Raw genomic sequence first — 19,719 nt, 5'->3', positions numbered from 1 at the left:
GCGCGGCAGCGGGCTGGGTGGCGCACGGCCTAACCGCATGCCCGATGCCGGCAGCGACCGGCAGTGCTGCCGCCTGCAGAAAGTGACACTTGGCACCTTGTTCGTGCCCATGGCTGGTTTCATTCTGCGCGGGTCGCTTCACTCATTCGCAAAGGACTCGCCATGCCTGCCGCTGCCATCGCACCCCTGACGCCGTATCTCTCGATGGCCGCCATCGGCTACCTCTACTACCGGCGCATCCGGCGCAGCTTCGGGCGCCAGCAATGGAAGCCGGTGGCCACGGCGGTGCGCAGCGCGGTGCTGCTGATCGCGGTGGCAGCACTGGCGTTCGCGGTGTACGGCTTGCCGCAGGTGCGGCTCGGTATTGCCGCAGGCGCGCTGGTCGGCATCGGCCTGGGTGCGCTGTCGCTGCGCTACACGCATGCCGAATGGGTGGATGGCCAAGGCTGGTACACGCCCAATCCCTGGATCGGCGGCGGCTTGATGCTGGTGTTGCTGGGGCGCCTGGCCTGGCGCTGGGCCGATGGCGCGTTCACTGCCGGTGCGGCGGCGGCTGGTTCGCAGGCCAGCCCGCTGACCCTGGGGATTGCCGCGGCACTGGTGCTGTATTCGCTGGTGCACGTGGGCGGGTTGTGGTGGCGGCTGCGCCAGCTGCGCCTGCAGGCGGCACGCTGACCCGCCGCGATTGGCCCTGCGCGATCACACCTGCGAGCGGAACGGGAACACCAGTTTCTCGCCAAGCCTCTGCCGCAACGGCCGCGCGCGCCAGCGCTCCAGCGAATACTGCTCGGCACGTTGCAGATCGCGTTCGAATACCTCGGTCATGCGTGCGGCCAGCGTGCGGTCGTAGACATTCAGGCTGGCCTCGTCGTTGAGGCGGAACGAGCGGATGTCGAAATTGGTGGAGCCCACCGACACCAACAGGCCGTCGATGATCAGCAGCTTGGTATGCAGCATGGTGGGCTGGTATTCGTGGATCTCGATGCCGGCCTGCAGCAGCGGCTCCCAGCTGGCCTTGGAGGCCAGCCGCACCGAGACGGCATCGATATGCTTGCCGGGCAGCAGCACCCGGATGCGCACGCCGCGCGTACGTGCTTCGAGCAGCGAGCGGGTGATCAAGGCATCGGGTACGAAATACGCCGCAGCCAGGTCGATGCTGCTGCGTGCGGCGGCGATGGCGATCAGGTACATCAGGTGCATGCTTTCGCTGCCGCCGGCCGGCGAGGCCACGAACAACTGCGCATCGCTGTCGCCGGCAGCCTCCAACGCCGGGTAATACTGCGCGCCGTTGACCACACGGCCGGTGGTCTTGATCCAGTTGTCGTTGAAGGCGGTCTGCACCTGCGCCACCACCGGCCCCTCGATGCGGTAGTGGGTGTCGCGCCAATGCTCAGGGTCCTGCGCGTCGCCCATCCATTGGTCGGCCACGCCGACCCCACCGGTGAAGCCGATGCGGCCATCGATCACCAGCAACTTGCGGTGGGTGCGGTTGTTGATGCGGTGCAGGTTGTACCAGGCCAGCGGGCGGTAGCGATGCACCTCCACGCCGGCCTCAGTCATGGTGTCCACCAGCGCATGGTCCATCTTCAGGCTGCCACCCCAGTCGATGGTGACCCGCACATCCACCCCGGCACGCGCGCGCCCGGACAAGGCGTCGCTGAACTCGCGGCCGATCTCGCCCGACCAATAGATATAGGTTTCGAACGTGATGGTGTGCTGCGCGCTGCCGATGGCCTCCAGCATGGCCGGAAAGATCTCGCGGCCGTTATTGAGCACGTCGATCCTGTTGCCCGGCAGGATGGCCGGTCCCAGCAACACCGACATCTCGCGTTTGAATTGCGGATCGGCAACGTCGTACAGGTGCTTGGGGATGTGCTCGAGCTTTTTCTCCGGCGTGGCGAAGTTGAGCAGCAGCAGCCCCACCAGCAAGGTGACCGCCACGGCGGCCACGATGATCCATGTCATGCATCCCACTCCGATGTCCCGCCACTGCGGGCGCAAGCGGCCGGCATTTTGGCAAGGCCGGTGGCATGGGGTTTGTGAAGGGGCAGCAGCAGGTGGTGGCATGCACGCGATGTGCTGCCTGCCTCACTCCACCAGATGCAGGTAGTTCGGCGGTACATGCCGCGTCAGCCAGACGCCGTTGTCGGCCTGGTAAAAAACATGGCCGTCCTCGTGCATCTGCAGGCTGTGCACGCGTAGCACACTAGGTGTGCCGTGTCGTGCGCCGACCGTGGTGGCGGTCTTGGGATCAGCGGACAGATGCACATGAGGGCGTTGCCCGGGCTGCAGGCCTTGGGCAAGGATCGCCTCGAGAAAGCGGGTCGCGGTGCCGTGGTACAGCATCGATGGCGGTGTGCGCGGCACATGCACCAGAGCGACGGTCGCTGTGGAGTGGCCTTGGACTGCGCGGATTTGCCGACCATCGGCAGACAGCGCAAAGCGCTGCTTGTCGTTGCTGGAGACCACTGCACGGATCAGGTCTGCATCCAGCGCCCTTCCAGCGGCAGTGGCGGCAGCGATCAGGGCATCGATGTCTGCCCATCCTTCGCGATCCAGTGTCAGCCCGATGGACTGCGGTGCATGGCGAAGGACATAGCTGAGGAACTTGCTGGTCTCGGTGTGCAGCGAGCGCATGTGCAGTGCTGGGGTGTGGTGCGTGGATGCGAGTCTACCGCCGCGCGCTGCGCAGACCCCACGCACTGCACGATGCGCGGCATGCAGCGCGTGTCTGCGTGCGGCGTCGCGCAGGCACATCGACATCCACTTCCGTGTCTGCGTCTGCGTCTGCCGCATCACGGTGGCGGGCTGTCGGTCGACAGGGCAATGCCGCGTTGCGCCTCGAGTTCGGCCAAGCGGGCGCCCAGGGCCTGCCGGATGGAATGGTAGGCGCTGGCACCCATCACCAGACGCCGCGGTGGCGGGGCGTGTTCGGTGCTGGCGATCATCGCCTCGACCATGCGTTGCGGGTCGCCCGCGATGACCCAGCTGCCATCGTCCAGTGCGCGGCTGAGCGCCCCGACCGGCGTGTCGGCGTAGTCGGCAGGAATGTGGGTGCGCACCAAGGCGGCGCCGAAATTGGTACGGGCCGGGCCGGGTTCGGCCAGGGTGAAGTGGATGCCGAAGCCGGCCACTTCCTGCTGCACGGCCTCGACGAAGCCTTCGATGCCCCACTTGCTGGCGTGGTACAGGCTGAAGCCGGGATAGGCGATCTGCCCACCTTCCGATGACACCTGCACCACGTGCCCGCCGCCCTGCTGGCGCAGCCGCGGCAACACTGCCTGGATCACTGCGATGGAGCCGATGAGGTTGGTGTCGATGATCGCGCGGACCTGCGCCTCGGTGGCGGCCTCGGCCGCGCCCAGCGTGCCGTATCCGGCATTGCTGACCACCACATCGATGCGACCCAGCGCTGCGAATGCCTGCGCCACCGCTGCGTGCACGGCCGCAGTCTCGCGCACATCCAGCTGCAGCACCGTCGCTGCATCGCCATACCGGGCCTGCAGATTGGCCAGCGCCTGTGGTTTGCGGACGGTGGCGACGATCCGGTCGCCGCGCGCCAGCACGGTCTCTGCCAGGAGGCGGCCGAAGCCGGACGATGCGCCTGTGATGAGCCAGGTCTTGGACATGGGAGTGGCCTTGTTCGCTGGAGAAGGCGTCACTCTAGGAAACGGGAATTGTTGGGTCTATGCCATAAAATTCGAATGACTTGATGCGGTTTTGCCACCAATGTCCAAGCCCAGCTTCAACGATCTGGTCGCCTTCACTGCGGTGGCCACGCACCGCAGCTTTCGGCGTGCCGCCGCTGAGGTGGGCTTGGCGCCGTCCTCGCTCAGCCATGTGATCAGCGCACTGGAGCGCAATCTCGGCGTGCGCCTGTTACACCGGACCACCCGTAGCGTGTCGTTGACCGAAGCCGGCGAGCGCCTGTACGCAAGGCTGGTGCCGGCGCTGCAGGAGGTGGACCACGCGTTGCTGGCGCTGGACGATTTCCGTGGCGGGCCCACCGGCACGGTACGCATCAACGCACCGGAAGTGGTGGTGCAGGTCTTGCTGCAGCAGGTTGTGCCGCAAGTGCTGGCGCGCCACCCGGCGCTATCGGTGGATCTGGTGAGCGAAGGCCGGCTGGTGGATATCGTGGCTGCAGGATGCGATGCCGGCATTCGCTTCAGCGAGTCGGTGCCGCAGGACATGGTGGCGGTACCGTTCGGTGGGCCTACGCGTTTCCTCGCCGTCGCGGCGCCCGCCTATCTTGCGCGCGCCGGGATTCCATCAACGCCCGATGCCTTGCACCGGCATGCCTGCATCCGTCATCGCATGCCCAGCGGCCGGCTGTACCACTGGGAGTTCGAGCGCCGTGGCGAGGAGGTGGTGATCGATGTGCCCGGGCGGCTCACCCTGGACCAGATCGCGCCGATGCGCGAGGCGGCCGAAGCCGGCCTTGGCATCGCCTACGTGCCCGAGTACGCGGTCAGCGCCGCCCTGCAACGCGGCACGTTGGTGCCTGTGCTGGACGCATGGTGTCCCACCATTCCGGGGCTGGTGCTGTACTACCCGGGGCATCGGCATCTGCCGCCGGGTCTGCGCGCCTTTATCGAGACGCTCAAGGAGCTGCTGCCGCAGCACGGCTGAAGCGCACCTCACGGCTCCGACCATGGCGCTGCCTGCACGATCACGCGTGCGCCAATGCGCGGCAGCAACAGCAGAACCCGGCGGTGTGCGGTGCTATGGTTCGCGCCATGCGTCCGGCCGCCGCCATCCGGTTCACTGCCACCTTGCTGCAACCGGCAACGCCGGCCGATGCCAGCTGGCTGTTTCTGCTGCTGCCTGCAGCGGCGAGCAACGCGTTGCCCACGCGCAGCATGGTGAGCGTCACCGGGACGGTGGCCGGGCACCCACTGCAGGCGACGCTGCAGCCGGACGGGCGGGGCGGGCATTGGCTGACGATCGAACGCGCCCTGCAGCAGGCAGCCGGTGTGTGCGCTGGACAGACGGTGGCGCTCGCGCTGACGCCCGTGGCCGAAGAGCCCGAGCCGCTGGTGCCGGACGATCTGCATGCAGCGCTGGCCGCGCATCCGGCCGCGCGTGCGACCTGGGACGACATCACCGCCGTGGCGCGGCGCGATTGGATCTTCTGGGTGGTGTCCGGCAAGAAGGCCCAAACGCGGGGCAAGCGCATCGCTACCGCATGCGCCATGCTGGCCTCGGGCAAGCGGCGTGCGTGCTGTTTCGATCGCTCCGGCAAGTACAGCCACGCGCTGGCGGCACCCACGCCAAAAGCGGGCTGAAGCAGGCGGTCCGGTGTGCGAGTTGCCGCCATCTATAAGCCAAAATGCTTACATGCGTCACACAAGCGCGCACCTATACTCCGGGGCTGTCCCACCGAAGAGGTTCTGACCGCATGAGCGCACCCCCATCGTCTCCGATCGCTGCCGGTTCTGGCACAGCTGCCGGCAGCCTTCGCCGCTCGGTGTCCAACACGCTCAAGGGCTCGGCCGGCAACCTCGTCGAGTGGTACGACGTCTACGTCTATTCGGTGTTCGCCACCTACTTCGAGTCGCAGTTCTTTTCCAAGGAAGACAAGAACGCCACCATGTTCGTGTGGGCGATCTTTGCGATGACGTTCCTGATGCGCCCGATCGGCGCATGGTATTTCGGCCGCTTCGCCGACCGTTATGGCCGCCGCCTGGCGTTGACCATTTCGGTATCGGTGATGGCGCTGTGCTCGTTCGTGATTGCGATCACGCCCACGGTGGCCACGATCGGCATCGCTGCGCCGATCATCTTGCTGGTGGCGCGCCTGCTGCAGGGCTTTGCGACCGGCGGCGAATACGGCACCAGCGCCACGTACATGTCCGAAGCGGCGATTCCCGGCCGGCGCGGCTTCCTGTCGTCGTTCCATTACGTGACGCTGGTGGGCGGGCACGTACTGGCACAGACTACCTTGCTGATCATGTTGCATTTCTTCGATGCGTCGCAGGTCTCCGAATGGGGCTGGCGCGTGGCGTTCGGGCTGGGCGGCATCGGCGCGTTGGTGGTGTTCTGGCTGCGCCGCACGATGGATGAGTCGCTGAGCTCCGAATCCATCGCCGATTCGCGTACCGGCAAGGCCAAGGCCTCCGGCTCGATGCGCGAATTGCTCGTCAATCAGTGGCGTCCGCTGCTGTTGTGCTTTTTGATCACCGCCGGCGGCACGATCGCGTTCTACACCTATTCGGTCACCGGGCCGAAGATGATCCAGACCGCGTTCGCCGGTGGCGACGTGATGGCCGGCACCATCATCAATCTGGTGGCGCTGACCGTGCTGATGCTGATGCAGCCGGTGGGCGGCTGGTTGTCGGACATCGTGGGGCGCAAGACCTTGCTGGTGTTCTTCGGCATCGGCGGCGTGCTCTACACCTGGTTCCTGGTGATGGAACTGCCCAAGCAGACCGACTGGTTGACCGCGTTCGCAATCCTCACCGTGGGCTTTGTGATCCTGACCGGCTACACCTCGATCAATGCCGTGGTGAAGGCGGAATTGTTCCCCACCCACGTGCGCGCGCTGGGTGTCGGTCTTGGCTACGCGCTGGCCAATTCGGCCTTCGGCGGAACCGCGCCGTTGCTGTATCAGGCCTCGCTGAAGACCAACCACGTGACCGAGTTCGTGATCTATGCGACGGCGGTGATTGCGGTGTCGTTGGTGGTCTACATGTTCTTCCTGACCAACAAGGGCAGCAACTGGCTGGACGACGAAGCGGCGATGCATCAGCGCAAGCGGTGATGCATGCGCGCGGGCAGAGCCCTGCCCTTCTCCCTGCGGGACATTGTCCCCCTTCATGGGCGAGAAGGTGCCCGAAGGGCGGATGAGGGGCGCCTCAGGTGATTGGCATACCGAGCGTGGTAAACGCGTCGCCACGCGCAGCCAAGGTGAAGCTTCGATGCTGCGGTCGTGCATTGGTAGCCAAACCCTCAGCTCAACCCCCGCTCCGCGTCCCGGCCTGCACTAGCAGCGCGGCCGCTGCAAGACATGCGCGCCAGTGGAGCGCAAGCAGTGCCTTATCGTCCTGGCGGGAGAGGGGCTAACGCGGGCTGCTGTTCTGCGCCGTCCTGATGCTGCGCTGTTGTCTTAGCAAACACGCTGTAACGCAAACCAATCAACCCCAACAACGCTTCATCACGCTGCGCGCCTGCCGGCACCTTGCCCACGCGCGTCAGCGACATATCCAGACGATCACGCAAAGAGTCAGGACCCGGCAACGGACGCTTCCCTGCAACCTGCCGCCGGTAGTGCGCAGCCACGTCGCGCAACATCGCGTCCACCGCATCGCGACTGGACGCCGGCAAGCCATGCCGAGCGCGGCGCAGCTGCAGGATGTTCAAGCCTACGCGCACTTCGTTGAGCATATCCACCGAGGCCAGGTCGCTACCTTCCGGCGTCAACGCCAGCCGTGGCGCAAGCAGACCAAGCAGATCCAGCATGCGTGCGGCAAAGTGCTGGCGATCCTGCGCGCCATGTCCGTCGGCGGCATCGGCCAGCGTGCGCCAGCCCTGGCGCACCAGTCGGCGCGCGCTCCATTCCGCACCGACCGAACGAAACAGACGCGTCAGCACCACCGCAAACCCGATCCCCAGCACCATCGCCACCGCCGCGTTGACGAAGCTCTGCAGGTTGGCGCTGTAGGTGTTCTGCAGGCTCAGCAGCGCGGTGAGGTTCACCACCAGCGGCAAGGCGATCAGCATGCTCCTGGGGCGATGCAGCAGTGCGCCCAATGGCAGGAAGACCGCCGCCAGCACCACCACCAGCATCGGGAAATCGTGGATGGCCGGGAAGATGCCGAACTGATAGATGCCGGCAACCACGCTGGCCACCACCGCCCAGGTCAGGAACGACAGCATGCTCGGCGCGGGGTCGTCCTGCGCGGCGAAAAACGCAGCAGTCACTGCGGCCATCATCGCGCCGTTGCCGCCGCCTTCCCAGCCGATGCCGATCCACAACACGCAGTACGCCATCAGCGCAAAGCCGGCGCTCAGCGCGGAAAATGCGGCCATGCCCAAATCGATGTGGCGCGTGGCGTGTGCCGCAACCGGAGTGTCAGCGATCTCTGCAGAGGGCTGGCCCGATGGCTGCCACGCTGCCGCACGCGTTGACGAGCGCAGCGCCGCGTCGTCCTGCGTGGGCACGGCCGGCTGCGCCGCGAGACGGCGCGAGAAGCCCAGGCGCTGCAGCAACGCCCCGGGCGCCGCGGCATCACGCGCTGCAGGGTCGGCTTGTAGGGATGCAGCAGGTGCCGGCGCCGGCGGCACACGCAGCGCAACGGGCGCGGTGCCCTGCACCAGCGCCTGCTGCAACGCGCGGCAGTCCTGCCACAGGTCGAGCAGCTCCTTCAGGCGCAGCAGCACACTGTCCAGCAGCAGGTGATCGATGTCCTGATCCACCACCGGGCGCAGTGCCTCGATGCGCGCACGCAGTGCATCAGCCTGTCGGGCGGCATCGGCATCGGCATCGGCACTGCCGGTGTCGGCGACATGAGCCACCCACGCAGCAACAGCCTCCAGCAATGTCGCCAACTCCGGCCCGTGCCCAGCGTCGTCGCGCTGCAAGGCCTCCAGGCGGTCGGCAATCGACGACAGCACCGGCAACAGCATCAGCATGCGTGCGCGCAACTGTTCCAGCGCAGGCGCGGCGCCGGCATGGCGTGGGTCGTCATGGCGCACGAAGGCGATCAGGGCCTCGAACTGCACCAGATCGGCCGCCAGCCGATTGCGCGGCGCCTGCGACGGGCCGCGCTGCAGCACCTGGCGGCACCATTGCGCGGCGTCCTGCATCCAGTTGCCGATCCGCGCGGTGAGCATCGGCTTGACCGAGGCTGGGAACAACAGCGACGCGAACAGCACCGCCATCACCGTGCCCAGGATGATCTCTTCGCTGCGGGCCACCACGGTGTCGAAGATGCCTTCCGGCGAGGTGACCGCCGGAAAGCCGATGAAGGCGGTGGTGTAGCCGGCCAGCAGGAATGCATAGCCGCGCGGGCCGCGATTGAGCAGCGCCAGGAACAGGCAGGCCGAGAGCCACAGCGCCATCGCCGCGCTCAGCAGCAACGGCGTTTCCACCAGATTCGGCAGCATCACCAAGGTGGCCACGCCGGCCAGCAAGGTGCCGAGCACGCGGTACACGCCCTTGGCACGGGTGGGGCCGAGCAGCGGTTGCGAGACGATGTAGACCGTGGCCATGGCCCAGTACGGTCGCGACAGATTGCCGGCCAGTGCGACATACAGCGCCGCGATCGAGGCGGCAAAGGTCTTGGCCGAAAACAGCCAGGCCTGGCGATCGCGCAACAACGGGCTCATCGTGCAGCCGTGGTGGTGTTGCGCCCGGCGCCGGCATCCCAACCGCCGCCCAGCGCCAGAAACAGCTGGATCTGGTCCTGCGACACCTGCGCCTGTGCGTTGGCCAGGGTCATCTCGGCGCTGGCCAGGGTGCGCTCGGCGTCCAGGCTGGACAGGTACGGCGTGCGTCCGCCCTGATACAGGCGCCGGTTTTGCGCCGACGCCAGCTCGGCCTGTTGCTGCGCCTGTTCCAGCAGATGCAGGCGGTCCAGGTCCTGCGCATAGCGCGACAAGCTGGTCTGCACCTCGCGCAAGGCCTGCAGCACGGTGTTGTCGAACTGCGCCAGCGCCGCGTCGGCGCCGGCTTCGGTGGCGCGCACCCGCGCACGCGCACCGCTGGAGGGCAGCGTCCAGGAAATCAGCGGGCCCAACGACCATGCGTGTGTGGCCGGCTCGCCGAAATCCGCCAGCAGGCCGGTGGCGCCGATCGAACCGCCCAGGCGGATGTCCGGATACAACGCGGCAGTGGCCACGCCGATGCGCGCGGTGGCGGCGGCGAGCCGGCGCTCGGCCTGGCGCACGTCTGGGCGGCGCGCCAGCAGCGCGCGGCCATCGCCGATCGGGATCGGCTGCTGCACTGCAGGCGCGTGCGCGCAGCTGTCCACGCCGGGCGGCAACTCGCCGGGCGTCTTGCCGAGCAGCGCGGCCAATTGGTAACCGGCGGCCTGGCGGCGTGCGCGCAACGGCGGCAGCGCCGCTTCCAGCATCGCCACCTGTGCGGTGGCGCGCGCCAGATCGGGCGGCGTGCCGCGACCGGCCGCGATCAGGCGCTGGGTGATCTGGCGGCTGTGTTGCTGCAACTGCAGCGAATGCGCGGCCACCTGCAGCTCATGGTTGGCGTGGCAAATCTCCACATAGCTGCCGGCCACCTGCGCGGCCACGCTGACGCGCGCCAGATCGATCGCCGCCTGCGCCACCTGGGTGTCGGCGTGCGCGGCTTCGGCGCCGCGTTGCAGCTTGCCGAACAGATCGAACTGGTACGACACGCCGAACTTGCCATCGGCCAGGTTGAATACCGGCAGCTTTTCTTCCTGCAAAAATGCTTCGGCCGAGACCTGCGCGCGGCTGACGCCGGCTTCCACGTCGTAATCGAACCCGCCGGCATCCATGGCCTGTTCGTACACCGCGGCAGCGCGGCGCAGGTTGGCACCGGCCACCTTCAATTCGACGTTGTCGCGCAGGGCCTGCTCGATCAGGCCATCCAGCATCGGGTCCTGATACAGCGCCCACCAGCGCGCCGGCAGCGCGGCGCCGGGCTGCACCTGCGCGTTGCCGGTGTCCAGGAACGCGGCATTGGCGGCCGGGCGCTGGTAGGCCGACTCGGCCGGCACCGCGTAGTTCGGGCCGACCGTGCTGCAGGCACTGAGCATGCTCAGCAGTGCGGCCACTCCCAGCGGACGCAACATCGCGCGGTTCATGGCGCCGCCTTGGCCTGCACATGGGCAGGCGCGGTCGCCGGGGTTGGGTGCGCTGTGTCGGGCAGAATGCTCACCGTGGCAGTACGCCCTGCGATCAACTGCACATGCGCAGGCACGCGATCCAGCACGATGCGCACCGGGATGCGTTGCGCCAGCCGGACCCAGTCGAACGCCGGCGTGACATTAGGCAGTGCGCCGGCGCTGCCGCTGCGGTAGCGGTCTTCGATCCCGGCGGCGATGCTCTGCACATGCCCCTGCAGCGTGACCGGCTCGCCCATCAGCTGCACGTCCACGCGCTGGCCGGGGTGCACGCCCTGCAGGCGGGTTTCTTCGAAGTAGCCATCGACGCGGAACGAGCCGGTGTCCAGCACCGCCACCACCGGACGCCCGGCGTTGACGTAGTCGCCGACCCGCACGGTGCGGTCGCTGACGCGACCGTCGGCCGGGCTGCGCACCTGGGTGCGGTCCAGGTTGAGCTGGGCCAGATCCACCGCCGATTGCGCGGTGGCCACTGCGGCCTGCGCCTTCTGTACGTTGGAGCGGCGCACTTCGGCATCTTCGGCGGCGACCAGATCCTGCAGGCTGCGGTCGCGCGCGATCTCGCGGCGCAACTGGGTCAGCGTAGCCTGGCGTTCGGCCAGCGCGGCGCGCGCCTGTTCCAGCGCGATCGCATAGCGCGCGCGGTCCACCACGAACAGCAATTGCCCGCGCGTCACCGGTTGGTTGTCGGCCACGGCGACCGATTCCACCAACCCGGAGACGTCCGGCGCCACCTGCATCACATCGGCGCCCACGTGCGCATCGCGCGTCCACGGCGCCTGCATGTAATAACGCCACAGGTGCTGCAACACCCACGCGGCCAGCACCGCCATCGCCAGGGTCAGCAGTGCCGGCCCCGCGGTCTTGATCAGCTTTTTCACGATTGCATCCAACGGGTAAGGAAGAACAGGCCGCCCAGCAGTGCGATGTACAACGCCAGGTTGAACAGCGCCGGGTGCCAGATGTACGGTAGGCGCCAGCGCGGGTCAGCAGCGCGGCGATGCCGCTGTTGAGCAGGTAGGCCAGCGTCATCAACGCCAGCAAGGTGGGTACGAACACACCGTAGAGACTGAATTCGCCGTACATCGGGAACATCCTGGAAAAAGAACCACAACGCCCGGCGCAGCGCGCCGGGGCATCGGAAAGGGCACAACGGGCGTCGCGCGCGACGCCGACAGCCGACTCAGTCGGCCTGGCTCAGCCGCGCATGCGCCTGCGCGATCTGCTCCCACAAGGTCAGCACCACCTGCACGTCGGCGTCGCTGAGTGCGCCCAACACCTGCGCACGCAGTGCATCCAGGCGGATCTCGATCTGGCCGACCAGTGCCTGGCCTGCATCGGTGAGCCACAGCTGGTTGGCGCGGCGGTCGCTGCTGTCGGCCTCGCGGCGCAGCAGGCCCTGCGCGGCCAACTTGTCCAGCAAACGCACCAACGAGGGGCCTTCCATGCCCAGTTGCTGGGCCAGCGCCACCTGGCGGATGCCGCCGCCGGAGCGCCCGATCATCAGCAATGGTCCGGTGCAGGCGCTGGACAGGTCGAACTCGGCAAACGCCTGATCGGCCAAGCGTTGCCACTGACGGGCAGCCACCAGCAGGCCGGAACTGAGCTGGGCGCGTGGAGAAAGAGCAGGTCTCATAATAGATAGGATGCTATCAATTCATAAATGAATCAATAGTCACTGAACATTTGCAAGCTGGCGCAACCGCCGCTGGGGCGGCCGGGCCGTCCTCGGGTACCATGCACGCCCCCTTTGGGTGCACCTGCGCATGAGCCAGTCCAACCAGCCCGATTCCTCCGTCACCCAGACCCAGGCCGAAGAGGCCGTGCGCACCCTGTTGCGCTGGGCGGGCGAAGATCCCACGCGCGAGGGCCTGCTGGACACCCCGCGCCGGGTGGCTGAAGCCTACGGCGACTGGTTCAGCGGCTATCGCGAAGAACCGCGCGAATACCTGGAACGCACGTTCGAGGAAGTGGCCGGCTACGACGAGTTGATCGTGCTGCGCGACATTTCCTACGAAAGCCATTGCGAGCACCACATGGCGCCGATCATCGGCAAGGTGCACGTGGGCTATCTGCCGCGTGGCAAGGTCGTCGGCATCAGCAAGCTGGCCCGCGTGGTGGAAAGCTACGCGCGCCGCTTCCAGGTGCAGGAAAAGATGACCGCGCAGATCGCCCAATGCATCCAGGACGTGCTGCAGCCGCTTGGCGTGGGCGTGGTGGTGGAAGGCGCGCACGAGTGCATGACCACCCGCGGCATCCACAAGCGCGGCGTCAGCATGGTGACCTCCAAGATGCTGGGCACCTTCCGCGAAGATGCGCGCACCCGCGCCGAATTCCTGCAGTTCATCGAAGTGGGCGGCAAGCGTTGAGGCAGTCGCGGCAGCGCCCATGAAGCACCAGGCACGTATCGCCGGTTATCGGCAACTGCGCGAGCAGCCGGTATGGAAACTGCTCGCCGCCGACCACGCACCCGAACTGATCGGCCTGCTGCAGACGGTGCTGATGGATGGCGAACGCCGCCTGCCTTCGGCCGTGTTGCACGAACGTTTGCAGCGCCAGCTCGACGCCTTGCGCGCCGACGAGCTCTCGCGCGAACTGCCGCGCACCGCACAGGCATATCTGGCGCATTGGTTGGCACAGGGCTGGCTGGAACGCCGCCTGCCTGAAGGCGCAGCCGAAGAAGAATACGAACTCTCGCGTGCCGCGACCCAGGCCATCCGCTTCATCGCCGGCCTGCGCGAAAGCAGCAGCAGCGCCACCGAAAGCCGCCTGTCGCTGGTGATCCAGCAACTGGTGCAGCTGGCCGGACAGACCGAGGCCGATCCAGAGCTCCGGCTGGCCGCGCTGCGCGATGAACGTGCGCGCATCGATGCCGAAATCGAACGCGTGGCCTCCGGCCGCGTGGCGGCGCTGGACGGCAAACGCGCGCTGGAACGCGCGCGCGACCTGATCCATCTCTCCGACGAGCTGGCCGAAGATTTCCACCGCGTGCGCGACGACTTCGAGCAGCTCAACCGCCAATTCCGCGAGCGCATCATCGACGACGAAGGCGCGCGCGGCGACGTGCTCGAACAATTATTCAACGGCGTGGATGTGATTGCAGACAGCGAAGCCGGGCGCACCTTCGAGGCGTTCTGGAGTCTGCTCAACGACACCCAGCAAAGCAGCCAGCTCGACCAGGCGCTGGATGCGCTGCTTGCCCGTGGGTTTGCCCGCAAGCTCGATCGCCGCGAACGCGCCTTCTTGCGCGGGCTGACCGGCACGCTGCTGGAACGCGGCGGCGAGGTGCACACGGTGATGCAGCATTTCGCGCGCAGCCTGCGCGGGTTCGTGCAAAGCCGTGGGTATCTGGAACAGCGCCGGCTCAATCAATTGCTCAAGCAGGCGCAGGGCGAAGCCTTGCAATTGCGCGACAGCCTGCACGCCACCACCGCCACCGGCTATACGCAGGCACTCAGCAGCAGCCGCCTGCGCTCGCTGTCGCAATGGCGGCTGCACGATCCACGGCTCACCCAGGTCGATGGACGCGTGCAGGCCGCCGACGCGGCCGAGATCTCGCTGGACAGCGTGGGCGATCTGGTCGCGCAATCGGAGATCGATGTGCGCAGCCTGCGCAACGACCTGCATGAGCTGCTCGGCCAACGCCCGCGGCTGACCATCGGCGACGCCTTGCAACAACGCCCGGCCGTGCAGGGCCTGGGCAGCGTGATCGGATACCTGTCGCTGGGCACGCGCCACGGCATGGTGATCGAAGGACAGATGGAAACGGTGCAATGGGAAGGCAGCGACGGCGCCGTGCGGCGCGCGCGCATTCCCTTGGTGTGGTTTACCCGGGAGAAACGCAATGAACTGGTCTGAGGACGCCGGCCCGGACGCCGACGAGAGCACCGCGGTGTCGGCCATCGACGACCGCATGCCGATGACGCAAGCCTCCAGTGCCGAGCCGCGCGGCGAGCTGTTTTTAGGCGACACCGGCACGCTGCCGTTCGACGCGCGGCGTGCGCTGTGCCAGTTGCTGGCAGGGCCCAGCATCGATGCGCAACGGCACGGCGCGCTGTGGCCGGCGTTGTTGCGCAACGAGGTGGCGATCCGCCAGGTGCTGTGCGAGCTGTTTCTGGAGCTGGTGCTCGACCGCGAGGGCGGGGTGGCCTTCACCCGCCAGGCCGACACCGCCGAGCTCGAATCGCCCACCGTGCTGCGCAGCGCGCCGCTGACGTTCATCGAGTCGGTGTTGCTGCTGTTCCTGCGCCAGCAACTGGCCGAGGCCGATACGCGCGGCGAGCGTGCGGTGGTGGACGAAGCGCAGTTGGTGGAGGCGTTGTCGGTCTACGAGAAGAACGTGTCCACCGATCGGGCGGGCTTCGCGCGGCGGGTGATGACGGCCATCGGCAAGATGCGCGACAACCAGTTGCTGTCGCGCTTGCGCGGCAGCGAGGAGCGCTATGAAGTCTCGCCGGTGCTGAAGCTGTTGTTCTCGGCGGAGGATGTGCAGGCCTTGGTGGTCGCGTATCGCGGTTTGCGGGAAGGGGATGTAGCTGCTGAGTAATTTTCCTTCTCCCGCGCCGGCGCGCCGGCTTCCGTTCTCGCTTCGGGACATTGTCCTCCTTCATCGGGAAGAAGCTGCCCGCAGGGCGGATGAGGGCACGTTGTGGCGTGGTGCTTGGGAGCATGTCGTATGTGTTGCATCTACTGCGACGGCAGTTATAGGAATCGCAGCATCAACAGCAACAGCGCCGCAGCAACACACCACACAGCAGCGCGGCACCATGCGTCATCCGGTTTTTCGCGTTCCACGTCGTCCCGTTTTGATGAGTGAGCTATGAATTCCCAGTCCAATCTGTCGCCAGCGCAACCAGGTGCCTCCTTGTTTGCCGAGACGCTCGCCGAGCAACGTGCGCAGCAGTTCCGCATGCGGCGCTTGCAGGTGCACAACTGGGGCACCTTCAACGGGCTGACCGAAGTGCCGATCGCGGAGAAGGGCTTCCTGTTTGTCGGGCGTTCGGGCTCGGGCAAGTCCACCTTGCTGGATGCGATGTCGGCACTGCTGACGCCGCCGAGCATCGTCGACTTCAACGCCGCCGCGCGCGAAGCCGAGCGCAGTGGGCGCGATCGGAGTCTGGTGTCGTATGTGCGCGGTGCGTGGGCCGATCAGCAGGACAGCGCGTCCGGCGAAATCGCTACCCAATACCTGCGCAAGGGCGCCACCTGGACCGCGCTGGTGCTGGAATACGCAAATGCGCACGGCGAGGCGGTGAGCCTGATCCGCTTGTTCTGGATCGCCGGCAGCGGTAACGCGGCGGCCGATGTGCGGCGTCACTACATGGTCGCGCCACGCCGTTTCGACGTGGCGACCGAGCTGGATGGCTTCGATCTTGACCTGCGCAAGCTCAAGGCGCGATTGGGTGAGGACGTTGCGCATTTCGACGGCTTCGCCGGCTACGCCGAACGTTTCCGGCACGCGCTGGGCATCGGCAACGAGATGGCGCTGCGGCTGTTGCACAAGACCCAGTCGGCCAAGAACCTGGGCGATCTCAATGCGTTTCTGCGCGGCTTCATGCTGGACGAGCCGCGTACCTTCGAAGCGGCCGACCGGCTGGTGGAAGATTTTGCCGAACTCGATGGCGCGCACCATGCGGTGGTCACCGCCCGGCGCCAGGTGGAAACCCTGACCCCTGCGCGCGAGCACCACGCGGCGCTGATGGCGCTGCGCCACAGCGTCGGCGAGTTGCGCGAGCTGCAGCTGGGCGTGGACAGCTACCGCGAGCAGCAGCGGCTGGCCTTGCTGGAGGAGCGGCTGCAGGAGCTCGACAACCAGGACCGTGGACTGGCCGGCGAAGAAGGCCAGCGCCGCGAATCGCTGGATAACCACGAACAAAAACTGGTCGGCCTGGAGCGCGAACAGCGCGCCGCCGGTGGCGAGCAGATCGAGGAACTGGAACGCGAACGCGCACGCGTCGAGCGCGAGCGCGACGAACGCCTACGCCGCCGTGCACAGATCGAACAGGCCTGCCGCCAGCTCGGCACCGCCCTGGCGGCCGGCGCCAGTGGCTTTGCCGCGCAGATCGCGCATGCGCAGACCGTGCTGGATAACGGCAAGCACGACGCCAGCGCGCTGGATGAGGCCATCGCCGAACGCATGGGCGCGCGGCGCGACGACGAGCGCCGGTTTGCCGAAATCCGTGCCGAACTGGAGGCGCTGAAGCGCGCGCCATCGAGCATGCCCGCACCGATGCAGGCCCTGCGCGCGCGCTTGTGCGAAGACACCGGCATTGCCGAGGCCGCGCTGCCGTTCGTGGGCGAGCTGGTGCAGGTGCGCGAGGACCAGACGGCCTGGCGCGGTGCGATCGAGCGGGTGCTGCACGGCTTTGCGCAATCGCTGCTGGTGGACGAGCGGCATTACGCGCAGGTCAGCGAATGGGTCAACCGCACCCACATCGGCACGCGCCTGGTGTACTTCCGTGTGCGCCGCAACGACGAGCTGCATTCGCGGCGGGTCGATCCCGGCGCGCTGCCCGGCAAGCTGCAGCTGCGCGAGCACGCCTTTACCGAATGGCTGCGCAACGAACTGACCCGTCGCTTCGACTACGCGTGCGTGGACAATGCCGCAGCATTGCGCAACGCCGACCGCGCGATCACCCGCGAGGGCCAGGTCAAGCATCCTGGCGATCGCTATGAGAAGGACGACCGCCACGCAGTCAACGATCGCAAGCGTTGGCTGCTCGGTCACGACAACCGCGACAAGCTCAAGGTGTTCGAGCGCGAAGCGCAGGCGCTGGCCCAGCGCATCGCCAGCTGCGATGCCGATGTGGCAGCGCTGCGCAAGCAGCGTGAGCAGGACCAGGAACGCCAACTCGCTGCGCACACCTTGGTGGAGCGCGACTGGGACGAGATCGACGTCGGCCCCAAGCTGCAGCGCCTGAGCGATATCGACGAACAATTGGTGCAGCTGCGCGAAGGCAACAGCGGCCTGCGCGTGCTCGGCCAGGCCATCGAGACCGCACGGACCCTGCGCGACCAGGCCAAGCGCACCTATGAAGATGTGCGGCTGGAGCGCGCGCAACTGGCGCGCGAACGCGTGCGGCTCGAACAGCAGCATGCGGCCTGCGCGGGCCGCGCCGGTTCCGCCACGCTCACGCCCACCCAGTTGCAGGGCTTGCGGGAACGGCTTGCCGCATTGACGCCGCTGTCGCTGGACAATCTGGAAGCGCATTTCCGCGTGGTCGAACGTGGCCTGGCCGAGCAGCTGGCCGACAGCCAGGGCCGCGACAGCCGGCTCAGCGCGCAGTTGCTGGAATGCTTCCGCAAGTATTGCCAGCAGTGGCCCGAAGACAGCGGCGATTTCACCGTGAGCCTTGCCAGCGCCGACGATTTCCTCGCGCGTCTGGACCGGCTGGAAAGCGATGGCCTGCCGCGTCACGAGCATCGTTTCTTCGACCTGTTGCAGACTCAGAGCAAGAACAACCTGCTGGCCTTGCAGCGTTACACCGCCGAAGCCCACAAAGGCATCAAGCAGCGCATGGACGAGGTCAACGCCAGCCTGGAGCAGGTGCCGTTCAATCGCGACACCGTGCTGACCATCGAGGTCGGCGACCGTCGCCTGGCCGAGGTGCAGGAATTCCAGCAGCAGTTGCGCGCGGTGCTGTCGCATCAACAGACCGAAGACCGCGCCCTGGCCGAAGCGCAGTTTTCCACCTTGCGTGCGCTGGTGGCGCGCCTGGGCGCGCAGGAACCGGAGGCACGCCGCTGGCGCGAACAGGTGCTGGATGTGCGCCTGCATGTGGAGTTCATCGGTGTGGAACTGGACGCGCAGACGCGCGCGCAGGTGGAGATCTACCGCAGCGGCGCCGGCAAGTCCGGCGGTCAGCGCCAGAAACTGGCAACCACCTGCCTGGCGGCCGCGCTGCGCTACCAGCTTGGCGGCGAAGACGGCGAACTGCCGCGCTACTGCGCGGTGGTGCTGGACGAAGCCTTCGACAAGGCCGACAACGAATTCACCGCGCTGGCGATGAACATCTTCGAGAACTTCGGCTTCCAGATGGTGGTGGCCACGCCGTTGAAGTCGGTGATGACCTTGGAGCCCTTCATCGGCGGCGCATGTTTTGTCGAAATCAGCGGCCGCCATAACTCCGGCGTGTTGCTGATCGAATACGACGAGCAGGCACAGCGATTGAAGCTGCCGGAGCGCTCGCGTGGCGATGAGCCGGCGGCTGCCGATGCTGCTGACGCAGCGCCGTCGATCACGGCGTTGAGCGAGCCTGCAGTCGTGCAGGGCGCTGCCAGCGCAGATGGCATGGCAGCCGACGGCGTGCCGCTGCACACGGCATCGCCTGCGGCGGAGGAGACCTCGTCCGCGGCGCCGGAAACGCAGACTGGTCAGCGCAAGCCGGCCGTCGCGACCGCGAACAAGCAGAACAAGACCGCCAAGAACGCCAGGACTGCATCTTCCACGCGTGCTGCGGCACAGCCTCGCGCAACGCAGACCAAGAAACCGACTTTGCGTACGCCAGCTGTCGCCAACACGCCGGCATCCGGCAAACGCACGGCGGGCGCGTCGGCGGTGTCTTCAGGAGCCAGGTCCAACGTGGGCAAGACCACTCCGTCTTCAAACACGCCGGGCAAGCCGATTGCGGCCGCAAATGCATCCAACGCCACATCCAGCAAGGTCGCCGCCGCATCTGCGCCAGTGAAAAACACTGCTGCAGCCAAGCCACGTGCAACAGCCGCATCGACTGGTCAGCCAGCGCGTGGCGCCGGCAAGACATCTTCATCACGTGCGGCAGCGAAACCGTCGCGGGCCAAAAAGCGCGCCGCTAAGGCGAACGCCCCGCAGGCGCGCGGCAAGCGCTGAAGACAATCCACGGGCGACGCCATCTGCAGGTGGCGTCGCCGTTTC

15 protein-coding genes and 1 pseudogene are annotated in these 19,719 nt (G+C 67.0%); 8 read left to right on the top strand and 8 right to left on the bottom strand.

Translation table 11 applies throughout. The features are described 5' to 3' along the window. Positions 1–162 precede the first annotated feature (162 nt). Entirely contained in the window at positions 163–675 is a 513-nt protein-coding gene (locus ACCQ15_RS21275; RefSeq protein ID WP_122272092.1) for a CcdC protein domain-containing protein, read from the top strand. A gap of 24 nt (positions 676–699) precedes the next feature. Here ACCQ15_RS21275 and ACCQ15_RS21270 read toward each other — a convergent pair whose 3' ends face one another. The 3 genes from ACCQ15_RS21270 to ACCQ15_RS21260 form a co-directional block, all read right to left on the bottom strand. Further along, complete coding sequence (locus ACCQ15_RS21270) at positions 700–1,965, bottom strand: phospholipase D-like domain-containing protein (protein ID WP_372381051.1); 1,266 nt, start codon at positions 1,963–1,965, stop codon at positions 700–702. 123 nt (positions 1,966–2,088) lie between these two features. After that, positions 2,089–2,637 (bottom strand): RNA 2'-phosphotransferase, encoded by a 549-nt coding sequence (locus tag ACCQ15_RS21265; RefSeq protein ID WP_014091529.1) that lies wholly within the window; start codon positions 2,635–2,637, stop codon positions 2,089–2,091. Positions 2,638–2,795: 158 nt separating this feature from the next. After that, positions 2,796–3,629, bottom strand: a complete 834-nt coding sequence (locus ACCQ15_RS21260; protein ID WP_122272094.1) for an SDR family oxidoreductase — start codon at positions 3,627–3,629, stop codon at positions 2,796–2,798. Positions 3,630–3,729: 100 nt separating this feature from the next. Here ACCQ15_RS21260 and ACCQ15_RS21255 point away from each other — a divergent pair, with 100 nt between their 5' ends. From ACCQ15_RS21255 to ACCQ15_RS21245, 3 genes are all read left to right on the top strand, one after another. Continuing rightward, positions 3,730–4,632 carry a LysR family transcriptional regulator gene (locus tag ACCQ15_RS21255; RefSeq protein WP_031425175.1) on the top strand — a complete coding sequence of 301 codons (903 nt, stop codon included), beginning with the start codon at positions 3,730–3,732 and terminating at the stop codon, positions 4,630–4,632. 107 nt (positions 4,633–4,739) lie between these two features. After that, entirely contained in the window at positions 4,740–5,288 is a 549-nt protein-coding gene (locus tag ACCQ15_RS21250) for a YdeI/OmpD-associated family protein (RefSeq protein ID WP_029820594.1), read from the top strand. Positions 5,289–5,401: 113 nt separating this feature from the next. After that, positions 5,402–6,763, top strand: coding sequence for an MFS transporter (locus ACCQ15_RS21245; RefSeq protein WP_127166367.1), 1,362 nt, complete (start codon positions 5,402–5,404; stop codon positions 6,761–6,763). Positions 6,764–7,038: 275 nt separating this feature from the next. Here ACCQ15_RS21245 and ACCQ15_RS21240 read toward each other — a convergent pair whose 3' ends face one another. From ACCQ15_RS21240 to ACCQ15_RS21220, 5 genes and pseudogenes are all read right to left on the bottom strand, one after another. Continuing rightward, the gene (locus tag ACCQ15_RS21240) at positions 7,039–9,330 is read right to left on the bottom strand and encodes an FUSC family protein (RefSeq protein WP_372381050.1); all 2,292 of its coding nucleotides are present in this window, start codon (positions 9,328–9,330) and stop codon (positions 7,039–7,041) included. After that, entirely contained in the window at positions 9,327–10,787 is a 1,461-nt protein-coding gene (locus tag ACCQ15_RS21235) for an efflux transporter outer membrane subunit (protein ID WP_372381049.1), read from the bottom strand. Before ACCQ15_RS21235 ends, ACCQ15_RS21240 begins: the two co-directional genes overlap by 4 nt. Further along, entirely contained in the window at positions 10,784–11,707 is a 924-nt protein-coding gene (locus ACCQ15_RS21230) for an efflux RND transporter periplasmic adaptor subunit (RefSeq protein WP_372381048.1), read from the bottom strand. The genes ACCQ15_RS21235 and ACCQ15_RS21230 overlap by 4 nt, the downstream gene beginning before the upstream one ends. Next, positions 11,704–11,921: pseudogene (locus tag ACCQ15_RS21225) on the bottom strand (DUF1656 domain-containing protein). Before ACCQ15_RS21225 ends, ACCQ15_RS21230 begins: the two are co-directional and overlap by 4 nt. 88 nt (positions 11,922–12,009) lie before the next feature. Then, a complete protein-coding gene (locus tag ACCQ15_RS21220) occupies positions 12,010–12,462 on the bottom strand; it encodes a MarR family winged helix-turn-helix transcriptional regulator (RefSeq protein WP_372177638.1) in 453 nt (150 codons plus the stop codon). Between the two features lie 130 nt (positions 12,463–12,592). On the opposite strand from ACCQ15_RS21220, the gene folE reads away from it, so the two are divergent. The 4 genes from folE to ACCQ15_RS21200 all read left to right on the top strand — a co-directional run bounded on the left by folE (position 12,593) and on the right by ACCQ15_RS21200 (position 19,674). Beyond that, positions 12,593–13,195 (top strand): GTP cyclohydrolase I FolE, encoded by a 603-nt coding sequence (gene folE, locus ACCQ15_RS21215; RefSeq protein ID WP_008574657.1) that lies wholly within the window; start codon positions 12,593–12,595, stop codon positions 13,193–13,195. A gap of 19 nt (positions 13,196–13,214) precedes the next feature. Further along, positions 13,215–14,684, top strand: coding sequence for a DUF3375 domain-containing protein (locus ACCQ15_RS21210; protein WP_029820599.1), 1,470 nt, complete (start codon positions 13,215–13,217; stop codon positions 14,682–14,684). Continuing rightward, positions 14,671–15,372, top strand: coding sequence for a DUF4194 domain-containing protein (locus ACCQ15_RS21205; RefSeq protein WP_372381047.1), 702 nt, complete (start codon positions 14,671–14,673; stop codon positions 15,370–15,372). Before ACCQ15_RS21210 ends, ACCQ15_RS21205 begins: the two co-directional genes overlap by 14 nt. A 273-nt stretch (positions 15,373–15,645) precedes the next feature. Beyond that, positions 15,646–19,674, top strand: coding sequence for an SbcC/MukB-like Walker B domain-containing protein (locus ACCQ15_RS21200; protein ID WP_372381046.1), 4,029 nt, complete (start codon positions 15,646–15,648; stop codon positions 19,672–19,674). Positions 19,675–19,719: the final 45 nt, after the last annotated feature.

The sequence above is a fragment of the Xanthomonas sp. NCPPB 1754 genome, from assembly GCF_041475725.2.
Taxonomy (GTDB): Bacteria; Pseudomonadota; Gammaproteobacteria; order Xanthomonadales; family Xanthomonadaceae; genus Xanthomonas; species Xanthomonas euvesicatoria.
This window is presented reverse-complemented; position numbering and strand designations above follow the sequence as displayed.